The 25,836-nt window shown below is 75.7% G+C and carries 19 protein-coding genes; 13 read left to right on the forward strand and 6 right to left on the reverse strand.

Annotation, left to right across the window (positions count from 1 at the left end; genetic code table 11):
- Positions 1 to 19: 19 nt before the first annotated feature.
- Positions 20 to 832 (forward strand): ferritin-like fold-containing protein, encoded by an 813-nt coding sequence (locus QBL21_RS06195; RefSeq protein ID WP_407560970.1) that lies wholly within the window; start codon positions 20 to 22, stop codon positions 830 to 832.
- A 120-nt stretch (positions 833 to 952) separates the two neighbouring features.
- On the opposite strand, the gene QBL21_RS06200 is transcribed toward QBL21_RS06195, so the two are convergent.
- The 4 genes from QBL21_RS06200 to QBL21_RS06215 all read right to left on the reverse strand — a co-directional run bounded on the left by QBL21_RS06200 (position 953) and on the right by QBL21_RS06215 (position 2,794).
- Positions 953 to 1,225, reverse strand: coding sequence for a hypothetical protein (locus tag QBL21_RS06200; RefSeq protein ID WP_407560971.1), 273 nt, complete (start codon positions 1,223 to 1,225; stop codon positions 953 to 955).
- Positions 1,226 to 1,385: 160 nt separating this feature from the next.
- Complete coding sequence (locus tag QBL21_RS06205; protein WP_407560972.1) at positions 1,386 to 1,613, reverse strand: DUF3107 domain-containing protein; 228 nt, start codon at positions 1,611 to 1,613, stop codon at positions 1,386 to 1,388.
- A 125-nt stretch (positions 1,614 to 1,738) separates the two neighbouring features.
- On the reverse strand, positions 1,739 to 2,380 hold the full coding sequence (locus tag QBL21_RS06210) for a TetR/AcrR family transcriptional regulator (protein WP_407560973.1): 642 nt from the start codon (positions 2,378 to 2,380) through the stop codon (positions 1,739 to 1,741).
- Positions 2,381 to 2,542: 162 nt separating this feature from the next.
- Positions 2,543 to 2,794: a hypothetical protein gene (locus tag QBL21_RS06215; RefSeq protein WP_407560974.1), complete on the reverse strand. Its 252-nt coding sequence runs from the start codon at positions 2,792 to 2,794 to the stop codon at positions 2,543 to 2,545.
- A gap of 188 nt (positions 2,795 to 2,982) precedes the next feature.
- Between QBL21_RS06215 and QBL21_RS06220 the strand changes: the two genes are divergently transcribed.
- The 7 genes from QBL21_RS06220 (at position 2,983) to moeZ (ending at position 12,169) form a co-directional block, all read left to right on the forward strand.
- Positions 2,983 to 3,990 (forward strand): alpha/beta fold hydrolase, encoded by a 1,008-nt coding sequence (locus QBL21_RS06220; protein ID WP_407560975.1) that lies wholly within the window; start codon positions 2,983 to 2,985, stop codon positions 3,988 to 3,990.
- Positions 3,991 to 4,364: 374 nt separating this feature from the next.
- A complete protein-coding gene (locus tag QBL21_RS06225; protein ID WP_407560976.1) occupies positions 4,365 to 5,741 on the forward strand; it encodes a DUF3152 domain-containing protein in 1,377 nt (458 codons plus the stop codon).
- A gap of 142 nt (positions 5,742 to 5,883) precedes the next feature.
- Positions 5,884 to 7,641 carry a DUF3492 domain-containing protein gene (locus QBL21_RS06230; RefSeq protein WP_407560977.1) on the forward strand — a complete coding sequence of 586 codons (1,758 nt, stop codon included), beginning with the start codon at positions 5,884 to 5,886 and terminating at the stop codon, positions 7,639 to 7,641.
- 227 nt (positions 7,642 to 7,868) lie between these two features.
- Complete coding sequence (locus tag QBL21_RS06235) at positions 7,869 to 9,065, forward strand: hypothetical protein (protein ID WP_407560978.1); 1,197 nt, start codon at positions 7,869 to 7,871, stop codon at positions 9,063 to 9,065.
- Positions 9,062 to 10,129 (forward strand): NAD-dependent epimerase/dehydratase family protein, encoded by a 1,068-nt coding sequence (locus QBL21_RS06240; RefSeq protein ID WP_407560979.1) that lies wholly within the window; start codon positions 9,062 to 9,064, stop codon positions 10,127 to 10,129. Before QBL21_RS06235 ends, QBL21_RS06240 begins: the two co-directional genes overlap by 4 nt.
- Positions 10,117 to 10,929 (forward strand): spherulation-specific family 4 protein, encoded by an 813-nt coding sequence (locus QBL21_RS06245; protein WP_407560980.1) that lies wholly within the window; start codon positions 10,117 to 10,119, stop codon positions 10,927 to 10,929. Before QBL21_RS06240 ends, QBL21_RS06245 begins: the two co-directional genes overlap by 13 nt.
- A 61-nt stretch (positions 10,930 to 10,990) precedes the next feature.
- Positions 10,991 to 12,169 carry an adenylyltransferase/sulfurtransferase MoeZ gene (moeZ, locus tag QBL21_RS06250; protein ID WP_407560981.1) on the forward strand — a complete coding sequence of 393 codons (1,179 nt, stop codon included), beginning with the start codon at positions 10,991 to 10,993 and terminating at the stop codon, positions 12,167 to 12,169.
- Between the two features lie 77 nt (positions 12,170 to 12,246).
- Here the strand turns inward: moeZ and QBL21_RS06255 are convergent, their stop codons facing one another.
- Entirely contained in the window at positions 12,247 to 13,815 is a 1,569-nt protein-coding gene (locus QBL21_RS06255; protein WP_407560982.1) for an alpha/beta hydrolase, read from the reverse strand.
- 131 nt (positions 13,816 to 13,946) lie between these two features.
- Here QBL21_RS06255 and QBL21_RS06260 point away from each other — a divergent pair, with 131 nt between their 5' ends.
- Positions 13,947 to 14,222 carry a YciI family protein gene (locus QBL21_RS06260; protein WP_407560983.1) on the forward strand — a complete coding sequence of 92 codons (276 nt, stop codon included), beginning with the start codon at positions 13,947 to 13,949 and terminating at the stop codon, positions 14,220 to 14,222.
- Positions 14,223 to 14,238: 16 nt separating this feature from the next.
- On the opposite strand, the gene QBL21_RS06265 is transcribed toward QBL21_RS06260, so the two are convergent.
- Positions 14,239 to 17,217, reverse strand: coding sequence for a flippase-like domain-containing protein (locus QBL21_RS06265; protein WP_407560984.1), 2,979 nt, complete (start codon positions 17,215 to 17,217; stop codon positions 14,239 to 14,241).
- A 161-nt stretch (positions 17,218 to 17,378) separates the two neighbouring features.
- Between QBL21_RS06265 and QBL21_RS06270 the strand changes: the two genes are divergently transcribed.
- From QBL21_RS06270 to QBL21_RS06285, 4 genes are all read left to right on the forward strand, one after another.
- A complete protein-coding gene (locus QBL21_RS06270) occupies positions 17,379 to 17,756 on the forward strand; it encodes an MGMT family protein (protein ID WP_407560985.1) in 378 nt (125 codons plus the stop codon).
- Positions 17,757 to 17,993: 237 nt separating this feature from the next.
- Positions 17,994 to 21,494 (forward strand): UvrD-helicase domain-containing protein, encoded by a 3,501-nt coding sequence (locus tag QBL21_RS06275; protein ID WP_407566327.1) that lies wholly within the window; start codon positions 17,994 to 17,996, stop codon positions 21,492 to 21,494.
- A 92-nt stretch (positions 21,495 to 21,586) separates the two neighbouring features.
- Positions 21,587 to 22,297 (forward strand): hypothetical protein, encoded by a 711-nt coding sequence (locus QBL21_RS06280; protein ID WP_407560986.1) that lies wholly within the window; start codon positions 21,587 to 21,589, stop codon positions 22,295 to 22,297.
- 137 nt (positions 22,298 to 22,434) lie between these two features.
- The gene (locus QBL21_RS06285; protein ID WP_407560987.1) at positions 22,435 to 25,764 is read left to right on the forward strand and encodes a UvrD-helicase domain-containing protein; all 3,330 of its coding nucleotides are present in this window, start codon (positions 22,435 to 22,437) and stop codon (positions 25,762 to 25,764) included.
- The last annotated feature ends 72 nt before the right edge of the window (positions 25,765 to 25,836 follow it).

Raw genomic sequence — 25,836 nt, forward strand, 5'->3', positions numbered from 1 at the left:
GGCCGCTATTCTCCGCTCCATGGACTCTCCCTCTGCCGACGACGCCGCCACCCGGGCCGCCCAGGACACTCGGGCCACCGAGGCCAGCCAGGTAACCGGGGCAACCCAGGCCGCCGGGGACACCGGGGCCGCCGCATCCGGCGTAGCCGCCGAGGACTGGGCGCAGGCCGGCGCCGACCCGCGGTACCGGGCCGCGGTCGTGGACCTGCTCGGCGCCCTGGCCTACGGCGAGCTGGCCGCCTTCGAGCGGCTGGCGGAGGACGCGAAGCTCGCGCCCGGCGTGGAGGACAAGGCGGAGCTGGCGGCGATGGCCGCGGCCGAGTTCCACCACTTCGAGCGGCTGCGGGACCGGCTGGCCGAGATCGACGAGAACCCGGCCCGCGCGATGGAGCCGTTCGCCGCCGCGCTCGACGAGTTCCACCGCCAGACGGCGCCGTCCGACTGGCTGGAGGGACTGGTCAAGGCGTACGTCGGCGACTCGATCGCCAGCGACTTCTACCGCGAGGTCGCGGTCCGGCTGGACTCCGACACCCGCGGTCTGATGCTGAGCGTGCTGGACGACACCGGGCACGCCACGTTCGCCGTCGAGAAGGTCCGCAGCGCGATCGAGGCCGACCCGCGGGTGGGCGGCCGGCTGGCGCTGTGGGCGCGGCGGCTGATGGGGGAGGCGCTGAGCCAGGCGCAGCGCGTGGTGGCGGAGCGGGACGCGCTGTCGATGATGCTCGTGGGCGGGGTCGCCGACGGGTTCGACCTGGCGGAGGTGGGGCGGATGTTCTCGCGTATCACCGAGGCGCACACCAAGCGGATGGCGGCGCTGGGTCTTTCGGCGTAGCGCGGCGCCCGGGCCGTGGGGCCCGGGCGCGCGTGCGTCCGCGTGACTCCGGCGTCCGCGTACGTGCGGCGTCCGCATACGTCTACGGGTGCCGACGCCTTCGTACGTCCGCGGCGCCGCTCAGCGCACCGGGCGTCCCGCCAGGTACGCCGCCGCGGGGCGGCTTCGCTCCGGGTGCTTGACCAGCAGCGACAGCATCGCCGCCGCGAACGCTCCGGCGACCGGCAGCACGATCGGCAGGTTTCCCGCGCCCAGCACCGTGTGCGCGAGGGCGGCGCCGAGCACGGCGGCCCCCGGGCCGGTGGCCAGGGTGAGGTTGCGGTGCCTGAACCGATCGGGATAGCGGGAGAATGCGGCCAGCGCAATCGCCAGGCCGATGACTGCGGCACACACGGCTGTCAGGATCATCTCGCGCCCGCCCTTCGTTGGGCCCCCGCTGCTGGGGCGAATCGGACGCTCCGGATCTACCCGCGGGGATCGGCGGCGAAACGACGGCCCCCCGGTGACGGACACCGAGGGGCCGGACGAACCGCGCAAGCGGGATGACCCGCCGTCACATGGCGCCGAAACCCACCTTGCGCGCGGTGGGTGCACCGATCTCCACGTAGGCGATACGGTCCGACGGCACGAGGATCTTCCGGCCGCGGTCGTCGACCAGGGTCAGCACCTCCGACTTGCCGCCGAGCGCGTCCGCCACCGCGCTCTCGATCTCTTCGGCGGACTGCCCGCTCTCCAGGCTGATCTCTCGGGGGGCGTGCTGCACGCCGATCTTGACCTCCACGGCCTGATCCCTTTCGGTCAGTTGGATGTACGTGTGCACACTAACCCGGTGCACACACCCCGCGGGACCGATGCCTGCACGCCCGCAGCGAACACCGCGGCGGTACGTGTCCCGGGGGGCGGGTGCTACGGCTGGTCCGGGCCCCCGTGCAGGGGGAAGCCGGCGATGCCGCGCCAGGAGAGCGAGGCGATGAGCCGGGCGGCGGCGTCCCGCGGGATGGGCTGGCCGGAGCCCAGCCAGTACCGCGCGGTGATCTGCGCCATGCCGCACAGCCCCACGGCGAGCAGCATCGCCTGCTCGACCGGCAGGTCGGTGTCCTCGGCGATGACCTCGCTGACCGCCTGCGCGCAGTCCAGGCTGACCGCGTCGACGCGCTCGCGCACCGCCGGCTCGTTGGTCAGGTCGGACTCGAACACCAGCCGGAAGGCGCCGCCCTCGTCCTCGACGAAGGCGTAGTAGGCGTCCATCGTGGCGGCGACGCGCTGCTTGTTGTCCGACGTGGACGCGAGCGCCGCGCGCACCGCCTTGAGCAGCGCGTCGCAGTGCTGGTCGAGCAGGGCGAGGTACAGCTCCAGCTTGCCGGGGAAGTGCTGGTAGAGCACCGGCTTGCTGACGCCGGCGCGGTCCGCGATGTCGTCCATGGCGGCGGAGTGGTACCCCTGGGCGACGAAGACCTCCTGGGCCGCGCCGAGGAGCTGGTTGCGGCGCGCGCGACGGGGAAGCCGCGTACTGCGTGGACGCGTCTCGGCCTGCTCCATGGCTGTCACTGCGCCTCCTGGTTCCTCAGGTGATCGCCCCCGGGACGCCGGGCCTGTCCGGCGGGCCGACCGCAGGTGCCATCGTACGTGCGGGTAATCGTCCGGCGCTCCGTCGCTGCGCGAAATTTCATCGGCCTCGACCTGGTCCGAACCGGGGCAATACAGAGCACGTCACCGGTATTCGTCCTCGTTCTGCTCGACGGCGCGCGCCTGCTCGGCGGCGTCCGCGGGGTCCACCTCGCCGCTGTGGCGCTCGGCCGGCGCGGTGTCGTCCTCGCCCTGCTCCACCTCGGCGCGCTGCTCCGCGGCGTCGGCCTCCGGGGTCTCGCCGTCCGGTCCCCCCGGGGCGTCCCCGGCGTCGGCCGGGCCCGTACCGCGGGCGGGCTCGTCGAACGTGTCCGAATCCTGCGGGTCGACCGCCATAGCGTCGGCTCCCCTCTCCGTGCCGTTCCCGTAGTGCCGCTGCTCCGCGCCGAAAGTCACCGGGACTTCGGGCACAGTTTCGGCCGATGTCCTCCATACGAGCGTAAGAGAGGGTGCGTTCGGCCGCGAGGCGGCTTGTGGGCGCGAACACATGAACCACTGCGTGACTGTCTCGTAACATTGCCCCCATGCCGTCGACAGAGCCCTATCTGGCGGGCGACGAGGTACCCCCGGCGACCGGGTCGTCCGCGAGCGTGCCGCCACCCCCGAGCGAAGGCCGAGGCGGTGTCACGCGACGGCAGGTGACGCTCTCCGGGCTGACCCTCGCCGTCCACAGCCACCCGGCTGCCGCCCCCGGGCTGCCGCCCGCGGTGTACGTGCACGGGCTCGGCGGCTCCGCGCTGAACTGGGCGGGCCTCGGCCCCCTGCTCGCCGGCCGCGTCGACGGCGACGCCGTCGACCTCCCCGGCTTCGGCGACTCCCCGCCCCCGGACGACGGCGACTACTCCCTCTCCGGCCACGCCCGCGCCGTCATCCGCTACCTCGACGCCGGCGAGCGCGGCCCCGTACACCTCTTCGGCAACTCCCTGGGCGGCACCATCGTCACCCGCGTCGCGGCCCTCCGCCCCGACCTGGTGCGCACCCTCACCCTCGTCTCCCCGGCGCTGCCCGAGCTGCCCCCGCAGCCCACCGCGGTGCCCACCGCGCTGCTCGCCCTGCCAGGCGTCACCGCGCTCTTCGCCCGGCTGACCCGGAACTGGACCGCCGAGCAGCGCACCCGCGCCGTGCTCGGCCTCTGCTACGGCGACCCGGAGCGGGTCAGCCCGGAGGGCTTCGCCGAGCACGCGCGCGCGTACGCCAAGCGCATGACACTGCCGTACCACTGGGATGCGATGGAGCGGTCGGCGCGCGGGGTCGTCGGCGCGTACACCCTCGGCGGGCAGCACTCGCTGTGGCGGCTTGCCGAACGGGTGCTGGCGCCTACCCTGCTGATCTACGGCGGTCGCGACCAACTCGTATCGTTCAGGATGGCGCGGCGGGCGAAGACCGCGTTCCGCAACTCGCGGCTGCTGGCGCTGCCGGCGGCGGGGCACGTGGCCATGATGGAGTACCCGGAAGTGGTGGCCAGGGCCTTCACCGAGCTGTTGGACGAGTACGAGACAGGGGCCGCCGACGCGAGTCCCGGCAGGAGCTGACGCACAAGGTGGGCAGGCACAGCGCGGCCGGCAAGGGCAAGAAGCAGGCGCGGGACGGCGGTGGCGGGACCGGGTCCCGGTCGCGCCCGCCCCTGCCCCGGCGCGGGGACACGGGGCCGATTCCGCGGATCAGCGACACGGGTCCGATCCCCCGGGTGACGGACACGGGTCCGGTGCCGCGGGTGACGGACACGGGTCCGGTGCCGCGGGTGACCGGGACCGGGCCGGTGCCCGGGGCCGCGCGGACGGTCACGGGTACGGGCGCGATGCCCCGGTTCGGGGACACGGGGCCGGTGCCCCGGGTCGCCGGTACGGGGCCGGTGCCTCGGGCCGGCGGGACCGGGCCGATTCCGCGGGTTTCCGACACGGGCCCGGTGCCCCGGGTCACCGACACCGGATCCATGCGGCCGGTCGGCGACACCGGCGCGATGCCGCGGGTCGGCGACACCGGGGGCTTCCGCGGGGTCGGCGACACCGGCGCGATGCGCCGCACCGCCGCACCCGGAGGCCCGCCGCACGCGGCCGGCATGCCCCGCGCGCCCCGTACGCCCGGCATGCCCGGCATGCCCGGCAGGCCCGGTACGGACGACACCGGCGAGCACCCCCTCGGCCATCCCGAGCACCGCGAGCCCGGCGGCGGGTGGGGCGCGCCGCCGTACGAGCAGCCCGCCCACGGCCTCGGCACCGCCACCGTCGCCGCCGCGCCCTCGCCCGTACGGCAGGAGTACCTCGACGCCTTCGACGGGCCCGGGCCCGGCCCCGGCCACGCCGCCGGGCCCGCTGCGCGCCGCCGCCCCGGCGACGTGCCCGGACCGGCCCCCGCCGCCGACGACCGCGGCTGGCCGCCGCCCGGCGACGACGAACCGCCCGACGACTCCGCCGCCCTGGAGTCCGCCGGCGGCGGCCGGCGCCGCGCCCGCCGCCGCCCGACCAACCGCGCCCGCGTCGCCACCGGCGTCGCCGCCGCCGTCGTGACCTGCGCGCTCGCCGCCGCCATCGCCGGCCAGGTCTCCGACGGCCGCGCCAAGCGCGCCGACGCCGCGGCCTCCGACGCGCGCAAGCAGCGCGCCGCCGCCGACGACGCCGCCTCCCGCTCCGGGGGCCGCGACGCCCCGGCCGAGGCGGAGGAGGAGGCGCGGGCCGTCCCCGCGACGTACGGCGAGAAGATGGCGGCCACGTACCCCCTCAGCCGCGACCTCACCGGCTCCGGCAAGCTCACCGCGGTCCCCGGCGGCGACAAGGCGCCCGGCCGCGGCGACGTGGTCGCGTACCGCGTGGACGTCGAGGAGGGACTGCCGCTGGACGGCGAGCTGTTCGCGTCCGCGGTGCACAAGACGCTCAACGACAAGCGCAGTTGGGGCGGCCAGGGCTACCGCACCTTCGAGCGGGTGGGCCCCGGCGAGGAGTCGGAGTTCGTCATCACCCTGGCCAGCCCCGGGACCACGGACGAGTGGTGCGCCAAGTCGGGCCTGGACACCGGCGACGAGGACGTGTCCTGCGACTCCGCGGCCACCGAGCGCGTGATGATCAACGCCTTCCGGTGGGCGCAGGGTTCGAAGACCTACGGCGACGACATCCACGGCTACCGGCAGATGCTCATCAACCACGAGGTCGGCCACCGGCTCGGGAACGGGCACGTCGGGTGCGCGGCCGACGGGGCGCTGGCGCCGGTGATGATGCAGCAGACGAAGTACCTGTCGACGGACGGCGCCACCTGCAAGCCCAACCCCTGGCCGTTCCCGCGCGACTGACGGGCGGCGGGCAAAACGCCCCAGTCCCCAAATAGTCACGGGTATTCACCCCTTCCGGTGGTGCGACGGACAACCGTCCGTCGCGCTGCCCCCTCGCGTGCGTACGGTCCTCCCACCGGATGGAGCCACAGCAGTCTCGGGGGTGTTCGCGTTGCGCATCGGCCTTCTCGCGGAGGGCGGATTTCCGTTTGCCGCGGGCGAGTCGCCGGGGTGGTGCGACCGGCTCGTACGCGGGCTCGCGCACCACGAGTTCGACGTTTTCGCGTTTGCGGTGGATGCGGCGCAGGAGACGTCGGGGCTCGTCCCGCTGCCGCCGCAGGTGCGCGCGGTGCACGTCGCGCCGCTGGGTCGCCCGGCGCCTGGCGAACGCCGCTACGGGCGCGCGGACCGGCGCCGGTTCGCCGAGCACTTCACGGAGTTGGCCACCGCGCTGGCGGCGGGCGCCGCGGGGGCCGTGGAGACCGGGGCGGCCGGGGAGGCGGACGGGCAGGACCGTTTCGCTTCCGGGCTGTACGGGCTGGCCGAGCTGGCCCGGGTCGCGGGCGGCCCGGGGCGCCCGCTGCGGTCGGAGCAGGCGGTGCGGATCCTGGAGCGGGCGTGCCGGGCGCCGGGCGCGCACCGGGTCGTGCAGGGGGCGCGCGTGGCGGACCTGGTGGCGGTGGCGGGCCATCTCGACCGGGCGCTGCGGCCGTTGGCGGCGGGGTGGTACGGGGATCGGGGCGGCGGTGCTCCGTCCGGCGGGTCTCGGTCCGGCGGGCCGGTGCACGGGGGGCCGGCGGGCGGCGGGCTGGCCGGGGTCGACCTGTGCCACGCCCTCTCCGGCGGTCCCGCGGCGCTGCCGGGGCTGCTGGCGCGGCGGTTCTTCGGCACGCCGCTGCTGGTGACGGAGTACGGGGTGCGGCTGCGGCGGCACTACCTGGAGAGCGGGCCGGGGACGCACGCCGGCGGATCCGTGACCGTACGGGCGCTGACGGCGGCCTTCCACCGCCGGCTGGCGGCCGAGACGTACGCCAAGGCGGCGCTGGTCACCCCCGGCAACGCGCACGCGCGCCGCTGGGCGCTGCACCTGGGGGCCGAGCGGCGGCGGCTGCGGACCGTCTACCCGGGGATGGACAGCACGCGCTTCACGGAGGCGGACAGGTCGATGCCCGCCGGGGCGGACGACAGGACCCTGGTCTGGACGGGCCGGATAGAGCCGGCCGGCGACCTCATCGCACTGCTGCACGCGTTCGCGGAGATCCGCAGGGAGGAGCCGGCCGCCCACCTCGTCGTGGTGGAGACGGGCCCTTCGCCCGGTGCCCACGCGGGCTACCGCGACCACTGCCGCGCGCTGGCCGCCCGGCTCTTCCCCGACGAGGCCGCCGCCGAGCCCGCCGACGCGCCCGCGGCGGGCGCGAGCCCGGTGTCGTTCGAGGCGGTCGGCGACCCGGCGCTGCCGGACCGGGCGGCGGCGTACGCGACCGGCGGGATCACGGTGTTCTCCAGCGCCGTGGCCGGCTTCCCGGTGGGCCTGGTCGAGGCGATGTTCTGCGGCCGGGCGACGGTGTCGACGGACGTCGGCGCGGTGCGGGAGGTCATCGGCGGCACGGGGCTCGTGGTCCCGCCGCGGAAGCCGCGCGCGCTGGCGGACGCCTGCCTGGCGCTGCTCCGCGACCCGGCCCGCCGGGCCCGGCTGGGCGCGGCGGCCCGGGCGCGGGCGGTGGAGCTGTTCGCGGCGGAACAGAACGTGGGGGCGTTCGGGCGCATCTACCTGGAGCTGGTCTCGCGGCGCACGGCGGCGGCCCCGGCGGCCGGCGGGCCGCGCCCCTTCGCGCACCCGCCGGAGGCGCACCTCCCGTCCCGGCCCGCGGCTTCGCCGGCACCGGGCGTACGCCCCCTGCTCGAAGGGGCCGATCGATGACCGACGTACCCAGAGCGGCCTCCGAGCCGCGAAGCCGGACGCGGGCGCAGCCGCCCGGGACGGCAAAGGCAGGGGAGCCGTCACCGCCGACGCCGGCGGAGGATCTGGCGGAAGCCCTGAAGGAAGCTTTCGGCCCCCACCCCGGCCCCGGTCCCTCGCCCGCAACGCCCGCCCCGCCGCCCGGACCGGCCGCCGCACCCGAGCCCGCCGATCCCGTGCGGGGCCTCATGCACCGGCACCGGGAGCTGTGCCGTCGCGCCGTCGATCCGCTGGAGATCGCCGCCGGGCTGGAGGCGTACGGCGTGACCGACAGGATCGCCCTGCGGTACCGGCACCGGGACGTGTTCTCGCTCGCCGAGGAGATGTACGTACGGACCCGCCGCCCCGACGCCGAGCCGCAGCCGTCGCAGTCCCAGTCGCAGTCCCAGTCGCAGTCGCAGTCGCAGTGGGACGCGCCCCCGGCCCGTACCCCTCTCGCCCCTCTCGCCCACCTCCTGCCGCTCCTCGGCGGGCTCGTCGTGGTCGGCGCCGCCGGACTGCGCGGCACGGCGCAGCCCGTCGTCACCGCCGCGGGCGTCGCCGCCGTCGTCGTCGCGCTGGTGCTCGGGTTGCAGCGGGGGCCGTTGCGGGTCCGGCGGGGGCTGCCGCCCGGGGCCGGGCTGGGCGTGGGGTGGCTGCTGGCGTACGCCGTGTACGGGGACTGGGTCCTCGGCGAACTGCTCGGCGGCGCCACCGGGGTCACCGGCGCGCCCGTCGTCCCGTACGCCACCGCCGCCGCCCTCGCCGGGCTCACCGCCGCCGTGCTGCCCGCCGCCGCCGTCGCGCGGTGGTTCGCCGCGCGGGCCCGCGGCGGCCTGCGGGACAGCCGGGACCTCGCGGAGTTCCGCGCCCGCGCCCGCCCGCTGCTGGCCGCCGCCGTCGTCGCCGTGCTGGCCGTCCTCGTCGCCCTCCAGCTCGCCGCCGCGGGCGCCGGACGGCTGGCGGACGGGCCGCGGCCCCGTACCGCCGCCGAACACGTCGTCGCCGACCACGCCGCCGGAGTCCCCGGCACCGTCGCCGCCGCCTGCGCGCTCGGCGCCCTGCTCTTCCTCGCCCGGCTGCTCGCCGTGCACGGCTTCCCCCGGGCCGCCGCGTACGGCGTCGCCGCTGCCTGCGCCACGCAGGTGGCGGCGCTGCTGCTGGTCCTGGCCGCCCGGGTTCCCGGGCTCGCCCTGCTCGGCCGTCCGGTCGAGCTGCTGGTCGCCGGCTCCGCCGGTTTCCGTATGGCCGCCGTGCCTGCGGTCGCCTGCGGCGTCGCCGCGCTCGCGCTGCTGGCGTACGCCGGCGGCGCACTCACCCGAGCCTCAGCTCATCGCAAGGAGCACAACGAGATGACCGCACCACTACTGGCCACGCCCTCCTCGAACCCGGGGGGTACGCGATGAGGGTGTTGCTCATCGGCGGCACCGGCTTCGTCGGCCGCTACGTCGCCGACCGCCTGCTCGCCGACCCCGCCGTGCAGCTCACCGCGCTCGGCCGCGGCGACGACGCCGACGTGCGGTTCGACCTGTCGTCCGGCAGCCCCGGCGCGCTGACCCGGTTCCTGGACGCCGTGCACCCGGGCGTCGTCGTCAACTGCGCCGGCACCACCCGCGGCAGCGCCCGCGACCTGACCCGGCACAACACCGTCGCCGTCGCCACCCTCTGCGAGGCCATGCGGCGCAGCAGTTGCTCGGCGCGGCTGGTGCACGTCGGCTGCGCCTCGGAGTACGGGCCCTCCCCGGCCGGTTCGTCCACGGCCGAGGACGCGCTGCCGCGCCCCGGCGGCCCGTACGGGGTGAGCAAGCTCGCCGCGACCGAGCTGGTGCTCGGCTCCGGCCTGGACGCGATCGTGCTGCGGGTCTTCTCGCCCGCGGGCCCCGGCACCCCGGCGGGCTCCCCGCTCGGCCGGCTGGCGGAGGCGCTGCGGCGGGCGATGCAGCAGGGCGACGGCGAGCTGAAGCTCGGCGGGCTCGGCGCGCAGCGGGACTTCGTGGACGTACGGGACGTGGCGCGGGCGGTGCACGCCGCGTCGCTGTCGGCGGCGCAGGGCGTGGTGAACATCGGCGGCGGGCGCGCGGTGCGGCTGCGGGACGCGGCGGCGGCGCTGGCGCGGATCGCCGGGTACGGCGGCCAGTTGCACGAGTACGACACGACGCTGACCGGCCGGATCCCGCAGCCCGCGGGCGCCGGCCACGGCCTCGGGCACGGCGGCCACGGCCCGGGGCACGGGCTGGGCCACGGCCTCGGGCACGGGCCGGGCCACGGCCACGGACCCGGCCACGGTACGAACGGGGGCCCCGGCACGGAACCGGCGGCGGTCGCCGCGGCGTATCCGTATCCGGACGGGTGCGGCGCCTGGCAGCAGGCGGACGTCAGGACGGCGCGGGACCGGCTCGGCTGGCGGCCCCGGATCGGAATCGAGGAGAGCCTTGCCGATATCTGGATGGAGGCGGCATGCCGCATCTGAGAGCTGACGGGACCGGCGCACCGGCCGGCCCGGGGGCGGTGCTACGGGACCCGCCGGGGACCCCGCCCGCCCCCGAGGGCCGGCGCCAGCCCTCGCCCCAGCCGGGCGAGACCCCCCTCCGCCTCGGCGTCCCCGGCTACGCGCACCCCCTCCTCGCCCCCGTCGAGTGGGGCGAGCTGACCCGGCCCGCCGCCGCCGACGCCGTGCACTGGACGGTGCTCGACGTCGCCGGCGGGCCCGGCGCCCGCCCCGACCCGCACTGCCTGGAGGCCGCGGGCCGGCTGAAGTCGGCGCGGGTGCGCACCCTGGGCCGCCTCGACCTGCGCCACGGCCGCCGCCCCTTCGGCGAGCTGATCACCGACGCGCACCGCTACCTGGACTGGTACCGCGTCGACGGCTTCTTCCTCGCCCGCTGCCCCGCCGACCGGGACCTCCTGCCGGAGGTCCGGCGGGTCTCCACGACGCTCGGCGCCCTCGCCCCGCGCGCCCACGTCGTCCTCGGCATCGGCACGCACCCGTACCCCGGCTACGCCGAGGCCGCCGACCAGCTCGTCACCTTCGCGGGCGCGTGGGCGGACTACCGCTGGTCGCAGGTCGCCGAGTGGACCGCGGAGCACCCCGCGGAGCGGTTCTGCCACCTGGTCCACGGCGTACCGCCGACGCATCTGGACGAGGCCCTGCGGGTCGCCCGCTGGCAGGGCGCGGCCTCGGTGTTCTTCACCGACCGGCCCGGCTGGGAGGCCCTGCCCGGCTACTGGGACGAGCTCGTCTCGCGTCTCGGACAGGGTGTCTCGGAATGAGGGGGTGCGTGGCAGTGTTACGGGAAGACCCACTGTGCTCTCACACGCTTACGGAGTCCCCGTGTCGCTGCCACCGCTGGTCGAGCCCGCCCCCGAGCTCTCCGTCGACGAGGTCCGCAGGTACTCGCGCCACCTGATCATCCCGGACGTCGGGATGGCCGGCCAGAAGCGGCTGAAGAACGCCAGGGTGCTCTGTGTGGGCGCGGGCGGCCTCGGCTCGCCCGCGCTGATGTACCTGGCCGCGGCGGGCGTGGGCACGCTCGGCATCGTCGAGTTCGACGAGGTGGACGAGTCGAACCTCCAGCGCCAGATCATCCACAGCCAGGCGGACATCGGCCGCTCCAAGGCCGAGTCCGCCCGCGACACGGTGCTGGGCATCAACCCGTACGTGACCGTGCAGCTCTACCAGGAGCGGCTGGACTCCTCCAACGTGATGGAGATCTTCGCCGAGTACGACCTGATCGTGGACGGCACGGACAACTTCGCCACCCGCTACCTGGTCAACGACGCCTGCGTGCTGCTCGGCAAGCCGTACGTGTGGGGCTCCATCTACCGCTTCGACGGCCAGGCGTCGGTCTTCTGGGCCGAGCACGGCCCGTGCTACCGCTGCCTGTACCCCGAGCCCCCGCCGCCCGGCATGGTGCCGAGCTGCGCCGAGGGCGGCGTGCTGGGCGTGCTGTGCGCGTCCGTCGGCTCCATCCAGGTCAACGAGGCCATCAAGCTGCTCGCCGGCATCGGCGACCCGCTGGTCGGCCGGCTGATGATCTACGACGCCCTGGAGATGCAGTACCGCCAGGTCAAGGTCCGCAAGGACCCGGACTGCGCGGTCTGCGGCGAGAACCCGACCGTCACCGAGCTGATCGACTACGAGGCGTTCTGCGGCGTCGTCTCCGACGAGGCGCAGGAGGCCGCGGCCGGCTCCACGATCACTCCGAAGCAGCTCAAGGAGTGGATCGACGACGGCGAGAACATCGACATCATCGACGTCCGGGAGCCCAACGAGTACGAGATCGTCTCGATCCCCGGCGCCCGGCTGGTCCCCAAGGACGAGTTCCTGATGGGCAACGCCCTGGAAGGGCTGCCGCAGGACAAGAAGATCGTCCTGCACTGCAAGACGGGTGTCCGCTCCGCGGAGGTCCTGGCGGTGCTGAAGTCGGCGGGCTTCGCGGACGCGGTCCACGTCGGCGGCGGCGTGGTCGGCTGGGTGAACCAGATCGAGCCGGAGAAGCCGATCTACTGACGTACGACGCGCGCGTGCCGCCGCCGGAGGGCTTCCGGCGGCGGCACGCGCGTGTGTCTGCGGGCCGCTCCGCGGGGTTACTTGCGGCAGGTGGTGTCGTTCTGGGGGGCCTTGCCGTCGAGGAGGTAGGTGTCGACGGCCTGCTGCGTGCACTCGTTGCCGCTGCCGTACGCCCCGTGTCCCTCGCCGACGCGCGTCACCTTCACCGCCACGTCGCCGCCGAGCGCGTCGACCATCCGCTGCGTGCCCTCGTACGGCGTCGCCGGGTCGCCGGTGGTGCCGACGACCAGGATCCTGTCGGCGCCCTTCGCGCTCACCTCCGGTGTCGAGCGCTTGCCCGTCACCGGCCAGCCGTCGCACGACGCCATGCCCCAGGCCATGAAGTCGCCGAAGACCGGCGACGCCTCGCGGAACTCCGGCAGCCGGTCGCGGATGTCGCCGGTCGAGTAGCGGTCCTTGGTGTCCGCGCAGTTGACCGCGAGGAAGGACGACTGGAGCGTGTTGTAGTGCCCGTCGGGCTCGCGCCCGTTGAGCGCGTCGGCCAGGAGCAGCAGGGTCGCGCCGTCGTCGCCCCGCGCCTGTTCGAGGCCCTGCGTCAGCAGCGGCCAGAGCTGCTTGGAGTAGAGCGACTGCGCGATGCCGCCGGTCGCCAGCGACTCCGTCAGGTCGCGGCCGGAGGTGCCCGGGATCGGCTTGCCGTCGAGTTGCTTCAGCAGGTCCGCGACGTCGTCGGTGGCGACCGCGGGGCCGCCGCCCGAGCCGTCGCCCAGCGGGCAGTCCTTGCCCTGTTCGGCGCAGTCCTCGGCGTAGTTCTCCAGCGCCCGCTGGAAGCCCTTGGCCTGGGCCAGCGAGCGCTGCGCGCTGTCCTGCGTCGGGTCCACGGGGCTGTCGAGCACGGCCCGGCCGATCCGCTCCGGGAAGAGGTGGGCGTAGACGGCGCCCAGTTCGGTGCCGTAGGAGATGCCGAAGTAGTGCATCTTGTCGTCGCCGAGCGCGGCGCGCATGCGGTCCATGTCACGGGCGGCGTTCTCGGTGCCGACGTACGGCAGGACCTTGCCGGAGTTCTTCTCGCAGGCGGCGGCGAAGTCGTGGATCCGGCCGAGGTACGCCTCCTCCTCCGCCTTGTCGTCGGGGGTGTTGTCGGCGGCGAAGTACCTGTCGAGCGCGCGGTCGCCGAGGCAGCGCACGCCGTCGCTGCGGCCGACGCCGCGCGGGTCGAAGCTGACGAGGTCGTAGCGCTTGTGCAGCGTCTTGTACTGGCCGGCCAGGCCCGGGAGGGTGTCGATGCCGGAGCCGCCGGGGCCGCCGAAGTTGAACAGCAGCGAGCCGATGCGCTCCGCCCGCGGCCCGGTGGCCGCGGCGCGGATCATGGCGATGCCGATCTTCTCGCCGTCCGGCCTGTCGTGGTCGAGCGGTACGTCGAGCGTGCCGCACTGCCAGTCGGCCTCCGCGACCGGCGCCCCCGGCGCGGGCGCGGGGAGGTTCTTGCAGGCGCCCCAGTCGACGCCGCCGCCCGCCTCACCGTCCTCCCGGCCGCCGGCCCTGTCGGACGACGCCGCGATGCCGCAGCCGCCCGCGGCCAGGGCGGTCAGCAGGACGGCGGTGACGGCGGTGGCGGCGGTGGTCAGCTTGGTGGTGACCCGCACGGCGGCTCCCCGGTCTCGGCGGTGGGCGGACTGCCATCGTCCGGCGGGCAGCGGACGGCCGCGCGCTGCGCGGGGCGTACGGGTGAGTACGGTGGTCCCGTACCGTTCACCCCCGCCGCCCGGGAGGCCGCGTGTCCTACTACGTCCTCGACTACGCCTACGTCGACGACTACCTGGAGCGCCGGGACCTCTACCGCCAGGCCCACCTCGACCTCATCCGCGAGTGCCACCGGCGCGGCGACCTCCTCATGGCCGGCGCGATGACGGAGGCACCGCCGCGCGGCCTGATGGTCTGGCGGACCGACGGCCCGGGGCCCGCCGAGGAGTTCGTCAGGAAGGACCCGTACGTGGCGAACGGGCTGGTGGACGACTGGAGCATCCGCCCCTGGCGCGTCGTCGACCTGTGACGCGCCCCCGGGGGCACTACAACGCGCCCTTGCGGGTCAGGTGCGTGAACGACAGCCACCCGGGCAGGACCGGCATCCAGAACGTCAGCAGCCGGAACAGCAGTACCGCCGACAGCGCCGTGTCGCTCGGCGTCCCCGCCGCCGTCAGACCCGCCGTGAGCGCCAGCTCCACCGCGCCCACGCCGCCCGGCGTCGGCGCCGCCGAGCCCAGCGCGTTGCCGGCGAGGAAGACGACCGCGACGCTCGCGAAGCTGAGGTCGCCGCCGAAGGCCCGTACCGAGGCGTCCAGGCAGAGCACGAACGACAGCGTCATCAGCACCATGCCGCCGATGCCCGCCGCGAGCTTCTGCGGGCGCTGGAGCACGTCCAGCATGCGCGGCACCACGCCCGCGAAGAGCGACCGGATCCGCGACGACACGGCCTTCCGCAGGAGCGGTACGGCGGTGATGATCAGGATCAGCACCGCCGCCGCGAGGAGTCCGGCGATGACCGTACGGGACGGGGACAGCGACGGCGTCCGCTCGGTCCCCGTCAGATAGCCGAAGGTGAGCAGCAGCAGGATGTGGCTGCCGAGCCCGAAGAGCTGCGAGGCCCCGACGCTGGCGACCGCCAGGCCGGGCCGTACGCCCGACTTCTGGAGGAAGCGGGTGTTGAGCGCGACCCCGCCGACCGCCGCCGGCGCGACCAGCTTGACGAACGAGGCGGCGACCTGCGCCAGCACCGTGCGCCCGTACGGCACCCGCTCGGGGACGAAGCCCAGCAGGGACAGCGCGGCGGCGAGGTAGGTGAAGGCGGAGAACACCGCGGCCAGCGCCGCCCAGCGCCAGTTCGCCTGCGACAGCACGTCGTCGATCTTGACGTGGGTGAGCTGCGTCAGCAGGAAGTACGCCGCGAAGACGCCCGCGATGATGCTGACGAGCGTGCGCGGCCGGATCCGCTCGATCCGTACCGGCTCCACCGGCGCCTGCGGCCGGATCAGCAGCACGTGGTGGCGGATCTGCGTGAGCACGTCCTCCTCGCGGGCCTCGTCGAGGGCGCCCTCGATCGCCCGCTTCTCGGCCTGCTTGGCGGCCCGCATGGACTTGCGGTCCCCGGCCGCCTGGTGCTTGCGCGACCGCGACGCCTCGATGACCGCCTCGCGCTCGCGCGCCGCCCGGTCGCGGGAGAGCCGGCGCAGCTCCGCGCGGGTGTCCCGGGTCAGCGCGATCGGCTGGAGCAGCGGCAGGGCGTCGGCGACCGCGTCCGGGCCCAGCACTTCCACCGCCGCCGCGACCGCCCGCTCGGCGCCCACGCGCAGCGCGAAGGTGGTGAGCAACTGGGCGATGTCCATGCGCAGCACGACGTCGCCCGCGGCGATCTCGCCGCTGCTGAGGTCGGTGAGGATCACCTCGCCCGAGCGGGTCACCAGCACCGCGTCCGCGTCGAGCCTGCGGTGCGCGATCCGGCGCGACTGGAGCGCCTTGACCTGCCGCCAGCTCTCGCGCATCAGCCGGTCGGTGAGCGCCGCGTCCGAGACGGTGCCCAGCGGCCGGCCGCCGGTGTGCTCGTAGACGAGTATCACCGCGTCGGGGCCGAGGTCGGAGGTGGCGATGAGCTTGGGGGCGTTGGCGCCGGCGGCGATCGCGGCGTACGACAGCAGCGCCTCCTGCTCCAGCGCCTGCCGCAGCGACTGCATGCTGCGCCGCTGGTAGACGCCGCGCAGCGACAGGCGGCGCCAGGCGCGGTAGAAGAAGCCCTGGGCCTGCTGCTCGCGGTCGACGACGGTGACGTCCAGCGGCGGGCCGTCCTCCAGCGTGACGACGAACCGCCGCCCGCGGCCGTCGCCCTCCAGGTCCGGCTGCTCCTCGGGCACCAGCGCGCTGACGGGGCGGAAGCCGACGCGGCGCAGCCCGGCGAGGAGGTTGCGGCCGGTGGGGCGGACGTTGGGGGAGCCGACCGCGTACATCGTGCCGTAGGCGACGGTCCAGCCGATCAGGACGGTGAGCAGGATGGCGAACGGCGTGGTGTAGCCGCCGACGAGCACCGCGAGGCCGTCGAGCACCAGGACCGTCCACATCAGCACGCGCCAGCGGGCGTGCCGGGACATGCCGACGGCGGTCATGTAGGCGATGACGGGGGCGAGATAGCCGTGTACGGGGTCGGTGCGCTCGCCGTCACGGGCGATCTGCGTCAGCGCCCCCTGCACGGAGCCGGGGGCGCCCTCGGAGACCCAGAGCGAGACGGCGAGGCCGGCGCCGTGGGCGAGCACGGCGGCGAGCACGCCGTCGGCGATGCGCAGCCCGTCGCGCTTGACGAGGCGTTCGACGGCGAAGGCGACCGGGACGATGAGGACGGCGATGCTGGAGGTCAGGCCGCCGAGCGTGACGACGAACGAGGGCGTGTACTCGGCGCCCTTGGTGATGTCCTCCTCCAGGCCCTCGGTGGTGGCGTGCGCGACCGTGGCGAGGCCCAGGACGGCGGCGATGCCGAGGATGCCGAGGAGCAGCCGCATGAGGTCGGAGGGGCGGTGCACGCGGGCGGGGAGGAGGGGGTCGTCGCCCTCGATGGGGCCGGGGGCGGCGCGGCGGCGGGAGTCGTGGCGGCCGGCGGGGGGCGCGGCGGCGGGGGCGTGGGGGGCGTCGTAGAGGCCGCGGGGGGAGTCGCCGGCGGAGGAGCCGGGGGCGTTCGCGGGCTCGGGGGAGTCGCCGGCGTCGGACGAGTCGGGCGAGCCGGGCGAGCCGGGGGAGTCCGGGGAGTCGGGGCCGTCGTCGGCGTCGGGCTCGTCGCGGGCGTCCGGTTTCCCGTACGGGCCCTGCCCGTCCCGCTCGCCCTGCCCGTCCCGCCCACCGTGCCCGTCCGGCTCGTCGCGCGCGGCCCCCGCCTCGTACGCGTCCCTGCTCACGCGCCGCACCCTGCCGCCGCGCGCACCCCCCTCGTCACCGTCCCGGCGGGCAGGGCTCTGCGCCTCCGCGGCCGGCTCTGCCGGCGGAGGCTCGGCCGCGGAGTCGCGCCGCATGCCCTGGGTAGTCCCGTCTTCGTCTCGTATCACCAGTCACCGCCCGCACGATGGTGGCACGAGCATGTCTCCGATGGTCGCATCCGGGTGTGCTTTGCAGCGGTACGCCCGCTGCCCGCCGCCGTGCCGGACTGTCGGCGGTCTGCGGCAGGATGGGGCGGATGGACGACGAGACACCCTCCGCGGGCACCCCGGGCCCCGACGCGGCTCTTCTCGACGAGTACGCGGACCTGGTGCTCTCCGTGACAGAGCGCATTCCTTCGGGCCGGGTGATGACGTACGGGGACGTGGCGGAGTTCCTGGCCCGCGGCGGGCCGCGCCAGGTGGGCCGGGTGATGGCGCTCTACGGGAGCGCCGTGCCCTGGTGGCGCGTGGTGCGCGCGGACGGCCGGCCGCTCCCCGGCCACGAGCGCGAGGCCCTGGAGCAGTACCGCGTGGAGGGCACGCCCCTGCGTGCCACCACCGCGGGTGACCAGCGCATCGACCTCCGACGCGCCCGCTGGGACGGCAGCGGCGACGGTGTCGAGGGTCATATCTGACAGCTTCCGACACCGGGCACCAAACGGCCCGGGGCACCGCCCGTACGGAGTACGGTTCGGCAACCGGCACCTCCCTCCCGTCCCTCCCGATCTCTCCCAGCGGCGATACATGTGAGCACTCTGTCCGTCCCCTCCCCGGCCTACCGGCTCGTCCGCACCGCGCCCGTGCGGCCGGTCCCCCCTGTGCCGGACGCGCGACAGCGCGCGGTGGTTGAGCACGGGGCCGGGCCGCTGCTGGTGCTCGCCGGCCCCGGGACGGGCAAGACCACGACCCTGGTGGAGGCCGTCACCGAGCGGATCAGGCGCGGCGCGGACCCCGAGCGGATCCTCGTGCTGACCTTCAGCCGCAAGGCGGCGGTGGAACTGCGCGACCGGATGGCGGCCCGGCTGGACGGCGCGCGGGCGCCGCAGGCGAGCACGTTCCACTCGTACTGCTACGCGCTGGTGCGGGCGCACCAGGACGCCGAGATGTTCGTCGAGCCGCTGCGGCTGCTGTCCGGGCCGGAACAGGACGTCGTCGTACGGGAACTGCTCGCCGGCCACGACGAGGACGGCGTACGGGCGCGGGTGTCCTGGCCGGCCGAGCTGCGGGCCTGCCTGACGACGCGCGGCTTCGCCGACGAGGTGCGGGCCGTGCTGGCGCGCAGCCGGGAGCTGGGGCTGGGGGCGGAGGCGCTGGACCGGTTCGCGGCGGCGGCCGGGCGGCCGGACTGGGGGGCGGCGGGGGAGTTCCTGGCGGAGTACCTGGACGTGCTCGACATGCAGGGCGTGCTGGACTACGCCGAACTGGTGCACCGCGCGGTGCTGCTGGCCGAGACCGAGCGGGTGGCGGCGGAACTGGCCGGGCGGTACGACGCGGTGTTCGTCGACGAGTACCAGGACACCGACGCGGCGCAGGTGCGGCTGCTGCGGGCGCTCGCGGGCGGCGGCCGGACGCTCGTCGCCTTCGGCGACCCGGACCAGTCGATCTACGCGTTCCGGGGCGCGGACGTCGGGGGGATCCTGACGTTCCCGGAGGTCTTCCCGCGGCCGGACGGCCGGCCGGCGCCGGTCGCGGTGCTCGGCACGTCGCGGCGCTCGGGCGCACGGCTGCTGGCGGCGACGCGGCTGCTCACCCGCCGGATGCCGCTGCCGCGGCTGCCCTCCGCGGCGGTACGGGCCCACCGGGGGCTGGCGTCGCTGCGCGACGGCGGCCGGGTGGAGGCGTACACGTACCCGACGGCGAGCGGCGAACTGGACAACATCGCGGACATCCTGCGCCGCGCGCACCTCGAAGACGGCGTCCCCTGGCGCGAGATGGCGGTCCTGGTCCGCGCGGGCGCCCGCACGATCCCCTCCGTCCGCCGCGCCCTGACGTCGGCGGGAGTGCCGCTGCACATCACGGGCGACGACCTGCCGCTGCGCCACGAACCGGCGGTCCAGCCCCTCCTGACGGCCCTGCGGGTGGCCGCCGCGGCGGCGGGTGCGGCGCAACCGCCTGCGTCGCGGCGCGGGGAGCGGGTGGACGGGACGGAGGGCGGCCGGGCCGGCGACGGTCCGGCGGCCGGGCGGACGCGGGCGGGAGACCCGGCGCCGCAGGCGCCGTCGACCGCCGCGGCGCCCGGCTCGGGGACGGGCCCCGACGCGCACCCCGCCGCCGCCGGGCCGGACGGCGATTCCGTACCCCACGGCGATTCCGTACCCGACGGCACGTCGGACGGCGACCGCGCACCGGGCGGCGATCCCGTACCCGACGCAGGTCCGGACGGCGATCCCGCACCGGACGCTCCGCCCGACGGCGACCGCGCACCCGGCGCCGTGCCGGACGGCGGCCCCGTAGCCGACGCCACCTCCGACCCCCGCAACCCCCCCGATGACACCGCCCCCGAACCCTGGATCGCCCCCGACGTCGCCATCGCCCTCCTCTCCTCGCCCCTCGGCGGCATGGACGCCGCCGACCTGCGCCGCCTCGGGCGGGCCCTGCGCGAGGAGGAGCGGTCCGCCGGGCGTTCCGTACCGCGCCCCTCCGACGTGCTCCTCGCCGAGGCGCTCGCCGAGCCGCGGCGCCTGGTCGTCCACGACCGCTCCTACGCCGGCAACGCCCGCCGCCTCGGCGTGCTCCTGCGCGACGCCCGCGACGTCCTCGCCCGCGGCGGCACCGCCGAGGCCGCGCTGTGGGAGCTGTGGGACGGCACCCCCTGGCCCGCCCGGCTCCAGCGCGCCGCCGCCCGCGGCGGTCCCGCCGGCCGCAACGCCGACCGCGATCTCGACGCCGTCTGCGCCCTCTTCGAGTCCGCCGCCCGCGCCGAGGACCGCACCGGCGGGCGCGGCGCGCTCAACTTCCTGGAGGAGCTGGAGGCCCAGGACATCGCCGCCGACGTCCTCACCCGCCGCGCCGACCCCGACCCCGCGGGCCCCGACGCCGTACGCCTCATGACCGCGCACCGCGCCAAGGGCCTGGAGTGGCGGATCGTCGTCGTCGCCCAGGTCCAGGAGGGCCTCTGGCCCGACCTGCGCCGCCGCGGCTCCCTGCTGGAGGCGGACCGCATCGGCCGCGACGGCCTTGCCGAGCCGCTGCCGCCCGGCGCGATCCTCGCCGAGGAGCGCCGGCTGTTCTACGTCGCCGCCACCCGCGCCCGCGAACGGCTCGTCGTCACCGCCGTGAAGGCGCCGGCGGAGGACGGCGACCAGCCGTCCCGGTTCCTCACGGAGCTGGGCGTCGACCCCCGGGACGTCACCGGCCGCCCCCGCCGCCCGCTGTCCGTCGCCGCGATGGTCGCGGAGCTGCGCGCGACGACCGTCGACCCCGAGGCGTCCGACGCCCTGCGCGCCGCCGCCGCCGAGCGGCTGGCCCGGCTGGCGGCGCCGGGGGACGACGGCCGTCCGCTGGTGCCCGGCGCGCACCCGGACCGCTGGTGGGGCCTGGTGGAGCCGACCGACAACGCGGTCCCGCTGCGCGACCGCGACCAGCCCGTCGCGCTCTCCGGCAGCGCCGTGGGGCAGTTGGTCGACACCTGCGCGCTCCAGTGGTTCCTCGGCCGCGAGGTACGCGCCGGAGAGCCGGCCTCCGCCGCCCAGGGCTTCGGGCTCGTCGTCCACGCCCTCGCCGACGAGGTCGCCTCCGGCCGCACCCCCGCCGACCTCGACGCGCTCATGGAGCGCCTCGACGGCGTCTGGGACGGCCTCGCCTTCGACGCCCCGTGGAAGTCCGCGCAGGAGAAGGAGCACGCGCGCGCCGCCCTGGAGCGCTTCCTGCGCTGGCACGTGCTGGAGCGGGGCCGCCGGCCGGTGGCCAGCGAGCGGGACTTCGACGTCACGCTGAAGGCAGGCACGTACGAGGTGCAGATCAAGGGCACCATGGACCGGGTCGAGGAGGACGACGAAGGCCGCGCCTACGTCGTCGACTTCAAGACCGGCAAGTCCCGGCCGACCGGCCCCGAGGTCGCCGAGCACGCCCAACTCGCCGTGTACCAGGCCGCCGTCGCCGAGGGCGCGGCCGGCCCGGAGCGCACCGTCCCGGGCGGCGCCGAGCTGGTCCACCTGCGGATCGGGGCGCCGGTCCGCGAGGGCGGCGACGCGCTGCCGAAGGTGCAGCAGCAGCCCCCGCCGGAGGGGGACTGGGTGCCCCGGATGCTGGCGACCGCCGCCGCCCGGGTGCTGGACGAGCGCTTCGGGCCGACGCCGGGCGACCACTGCGCGCAGTGCACTTTCCGCAGCTCGTGCAGCGCCCGCCCGGAGGGCCGGCACGTCGTCGAGTGAGACCACAGTGTGAGACCCCGGTGTGACATGCGGGCCTTCTATGTGGTCGTATGACCAATCGGTCAGGCGTAAGCAACAAGTAAGGATTGACTGTGCGGAAGAGCGTGGTGGCGGCGGCCCTGGTCTCGGCCCTTGGCGTAACGGTTCTGTCGGCGTGCGGCAGCGAGGACGACGGCCTCGCGAGCAAGTCGCCCGCGGAGATCAAGGACGAGACGGTGGCGGCCATGCGCTCCGCCAAGTCGATGACCCTGGACCTCCAGCAGACCGGGGCCGAGGAGATGGCGATGAAGCTGTCGGTGACCAAGGGCGGTGAGTGCACGGGCACCATCACCACCCAGGGCGCCACCGCGGAGATCCTGCGCGTCGACGGCACGTCGTACATGAAGCCGGACTCGAAGTTCTGGGAGATGAACGCGGGCAGCCCGGAGCAGGCGCAGCTCATCGAGTCGGCGGTGGGCGACCGCTGGGTCGACATGGGCGCCGGCCAGGAGGACTTCGCGTCCTTCTGCGACCTCGACAAGATGCTTGAGGACGTGGACGACGAGGGCAAGGGCGACAAGAAGGAGAAGACCGAGAAGGGTGACGAGGGCGAGGTGCGGGGCACCCCGACCATCACGCTGATCGCCAAGGAGGACGGCGAGACCACGCGGGTCCACGTCGCCACCGAGGGCGAGCCGTACATCCTCAAGATGGAGATGGTGGACGGGGACGAGCCGGGCACGGCGGAGTTCTCGGGCTTCAACGAGAAGGTGGACGTCACGGCGCCCGCCGACGCGGTGAGCCTGGACGAGCTGAGCGGCTGAACCCCGAGCCGTACCCCGGTCCTTGCCCGAACCCGGGCGAACCGGGCGCGTACGCCCCGTAGCGCATCCCCCGTCCCTTGCGCCCGTCGGCAGCCGGCCGGTCCCGGCTGTCGGCGGGCGCCGCTACGCTCGCTGGAATGCCGGCTCGTATCACCCACCCCGATCAGCTCAAGGAGCTCCTCGGGATCCCCTTCACCGCGGAGCAGACGGCGTGCATCACCGCACCGCCCGCCCCGCAGGTGATCGTGGCGGGGGCGGGCTCCGGCAAGACGACGGTGATGGCGGCCCGGGTGGTGTGGCTGGTCGGCACGGGGCAGGTGGCGCCGGAGCAGGTGCTGGGGCTGACGTTCACCAACAAGGCGGCGGCGGAGCTGGCGGAGCGGGTGCGCCGGGCGCTGGCGCAGGCGGGGGTCACCCCGGCGGACGGGGCCGCGGGCGCGGCCGGCCCGGACGGGGCGTACGGCGAGGGGGGATACGGCGACGGGGCGTACGGCGACGGCGTGTGGGGCGACGGCTCGGCGGAGCCCGGTGAGCCGCGGATCTCCACGTACCACGCCTTCGCCGGCCAACTGCTCAAGGACCACGGCCTGCGCATCGGCCTCGAACCCGGCGCCCGCCTCCTCGCCGACGCCACCCGCTACCAGCTCGCCGCCCACGTCCTGCGCACCGCCCCCGGCCCGTACCCCGCGCTGACGAAGTCCCTGCCGACCCTCGTCAGCGAACTCCTCGCCCTCGACGCCGAGCTGGCCGAACACCTCGTGGACCCCGACGCGCTCGCGGACTTCGGCGCCGCGCAGCTCGCCGAACTGGACCGCGTCCGGCTCACCAACGACGAGCTGCGCAAGGCCCCCGGCGCCGCGCAGGCCCGGCTGGAGCTGCTGCGGCTCGTACGGGCCTACCGGCGCGAGAAGCGCCGCCGCGACTTGCTCGACTTCGGCGACCAGATCGCCCACTCCGCGCTGCTCGCCGAGGACCACCCGGCGGTGGGACGGCTGCTGCGCGAGGAGTGCCGGGTGGTGCTGCTGGACGAGTACCAGGACACGTCCGTCGCCCAGCGGCGGCTGCTGGCCGGGCTGTTCGGCGGCGGTACGGGACACGCGGTGACCGCCGTCGGCGATCCGTGCCAGGCGATCTACGGCTGGCGCGGCGCGTCCGTCGCCAACCTCGACGACTTCCCCGCCCACTTCCCGTACGCCGACGGCAGCCCCGCGCGCCGCCAGGCGCTCAGCGAGAACCGGCGCAGCGGCGGGCGCCTGCTCGCCCTCGCCAACGGCCTCGCCGCCCCCCTGCGCGAGCGCCACGTCGGCGTCGAGGCGCTGCGCCCCGCCGCCGGCGCGGAGCGGCACGGTACGGTGCGCTGCGCGCTGCTGCCGACGTACGGGGAGGAGCTGGAGTGGCTGGCGGACTCGGTGGCGCATCTGGTGCGTACGGGCACGGCCCCCGGCGACGTCGCCGTGCTGTGCCGCACCGCGGGCGACTTCGGCGACATCCAGGCGGCGCTGGTCGCGCGGGACGTCCCCGTGGAGGTCGTGGGGCTGGCGGGGCTGCTTGACCTGCCGGAGGTCGCGGACCTGGTGGCGATGTGCGAGGTGCTCCAGGACCCGACGGCCAACGCCGCGCTCGTACGCCTCCTGACCGGCCCGCGGTGGCGCATCGGCGCCCGCGACCTGGCGCTGCTGGGGCGCCGCGCGCGGCTGCTGGTGGCCACGGCGCGTACGGACGGCGAGGCGGACGCCGACGAGCGGCTGGCGCAGGCCGTCGAGGGCGTCGACCCGGCGGAGGTGGCGTCGCTGGCCGACGCGCTGGACACGTTCCTGGAGTCCCGGCAGTCCGACGACGGGCTGCCGTTCGGCGCGGTGGCGCGGGGGCGGTTCGCCCGGCTGGCGACGGAGCTGCGGGAGCTGCGGCGGTCGCTCGCGGACCCGCTGATGGACGTGCTGCACCGGGTGCTGGGCGTGACGGGCCTGGAGGTCGAGCTGTCCGCGTCGCCGCACGCGCTGGCGGCCCGGCGGCGCGAGACGCTGGCGCGCTTCCTCGACGTCGCCGCCGACTACGCGGCCTCCGCCGCGCTCGACGGCGAGGCGACGCTGCTGGCGTTCCTGGGCTTCCTGCGGACGGCCGCGCAGTACGAGAAGGGGCTCGACAGCTCGCTGCCCGGCGACGGGCGGGACACGGTCAAGGTGCTCACGGCGCACAAGGCGAAGGGCCTGGAGTGGGACGTCGTGGTGGTGCCGGGGCTGGTGGAGAAGCACTTCCCGAGCCGCCGGCCGCGGGAGTCGTGGGTCACCCAGGGCAAGGTGCTGCCGCACGCGCTGCGGGGCGACGCGGAGACGCTGCCGGACGTGGCGGAGTGGACGGCGCGCGGGCTGAAGGACTTCAAGGCGGCGATGCGGGAGCACCAGGAGGTGGAGGAGCTGCGCCTCGGGTACGTCACGGTGACCCGCCCGCGCTCGCTGCTCCTCGGCTCGGGCCACTGGTGGGGCCCGACGCAGAAGGAGGCCCGCGGCCCGTCGGCGTTCCTGCACGCGCTACGGGAGCACTGCGAACGCGGCGGCGGCGAGGTCGAGACCTGGGCCCCGGAACCCGCGAAGGACGCCCGGAACCCGGCCCTGGAGGCCCACGCGGCGGAACGCGCGTGGCCGCTCCCGCTGGACCCGGCGGCGACCACCCGCCGCCGCGAGGCGGCAGCGGCCGTCCAGGCGGCACTGACCCGCCGGGCGGCGGCGGACGAGCACGCCGCCGGCACCGGCCCCGAGGAGGCTCGCCCCCACCCCCTCGGTCCCGCCGACGTGCGGGTCGTCGACTCCTGGGACCGGGACATCGACGCCCTCGAAGCCGAGCTGCTCGCCGCCCGCCGGCCCGTCCGCGACGTGGCCCTGCCCGCCTCCCTCACCGCCTCGCAGCTCCTGCGGCTCGCAGCCGACGCCGAGACGTTCACGCAGGAGCTGGCCCGGCCCATGCCGCGTCCGCCGATGCCCGCCGCGCGCCGCGGGACGCGGTTCCACGCCTGGGTCGAGTCGCGCTTCGAGGCGCTGCCGCTGCCCATGCTCGGCCCCGACGAGCTGCCCGGCGGCGAGGAGGACGCGCCGGACATCGCCGACGAACGCGAGCTGGCCGCGCTCAAGGAGTCCTTCGAGCGGTCCCCGTACGCCCGGCGCACCCCGTACCGCCTGGAGGCCCCCTTCCAGCTCAGCCTCGCCGGCCGCCTCGTCCGCGGCCGGATCGACGCCGTCTACCGCGGACCCGGCGGCGGCTACGAGATCGTCGACTGGAAGACCGGCCGCAGCGGCAGCGCCGACCCCCTCCAGCTCGCCGTCTACCGCCTCGCCTGGGCCGAGCAGGAGCGGCTGCCGCTCGACGACGTCACCGCCGCCTTCCTGTACGTACGCACCGGGGAGATCGTGCGTCCGGCCACACTGCCGGGCAGAGCGGAACTTGAGGCCCTGCTCTCCGGCCGGACGGATTAGGCTCGGGGGCATGAGCACCACCCCCGGCAGCGTCGCCGACCCTTCGGAGTGCCTGCGGGAGGAGCGCGCGGG

It is taken from the genome of Streptomyces sp. 184 (assembly GCF_045781775.1).
Lineage (GTDB): Bacteria > Actinomycetota > Actinomycetes > Streptomycetales > Streptomycetaceae > Streptomyces.

What these genes read in the sequence shown, in the direction of transcription:
- QBL21_RS06195 (WP_407560970.1), top strand. Translation starts at nt 20, where the DNA reads ATGGACTCTCCCTCTGCCGACGACGCCGCCACCCGGGCCGCCCAGGAC.
- QBL21_RS06215 (WP_407560974.1), bottom strand. Translation starts at nt 2,794, where the DNA reads ATGGCGGTCGACCCGCAGGATTCGGACACGTTCGACGAGCCCGCCCGC.
- QBL21_RS06220 (WP_407560975.1), top strand. Translation starts at nt 2,983, where the DNA reads ATGCCGTCGACAGAGCCCTATCTGGCGGGCGACGAGGTACCCCCGGCG.
- QBL21_RS06235 (WP_407560978.1), top strand. Translation starts at nt 7,869, where the DNA reads ATGCACCGGCACCGGGAGCTGTGCCGTCGCGCCGTCGATCCGCTGGAG.
- QBL21_RS06240 (WP_407560979.1), top strand. Translation starts at nt 9,062, where the DNA reads ATGAGGGTGTTGCTCATCGGCGGCACCGGCTTCGTCGGCCGCTACGTC.
- QBL21_RS06245 (WP_407560980.1), top strand. Translation starts at nt 10,117, where the DNA reads ATGCCGCATCTGAGAGCTGACGGGACCGGCGCACCGGCCGGCCCGGGG.
- QBL21_RS06265 (WP_407560984.1), bottom strand. Translation starts at nt 17,217, where the DNA reads ATGCGGCGCGACTCCGCGGCCGAGCCTCCGCCGGCAGAGCCGGCCGCG.
- QBL21_RS06270 (WP_407560985.1), top strand. Translation starts at nt 17,379, where the DNA reads ATGGACGACGAGACACCCTCCGCGGGCACCCCGGGCCCCGACGCGGCT.
- QBL21_RS06285 (WP_407560987.1), top strand. Translation starts at nt 22,435, where the DNA reads ATGCCGGCTCGTATCACCCACCCCGATCAGCTCAAGGAGCTCCTCGGG.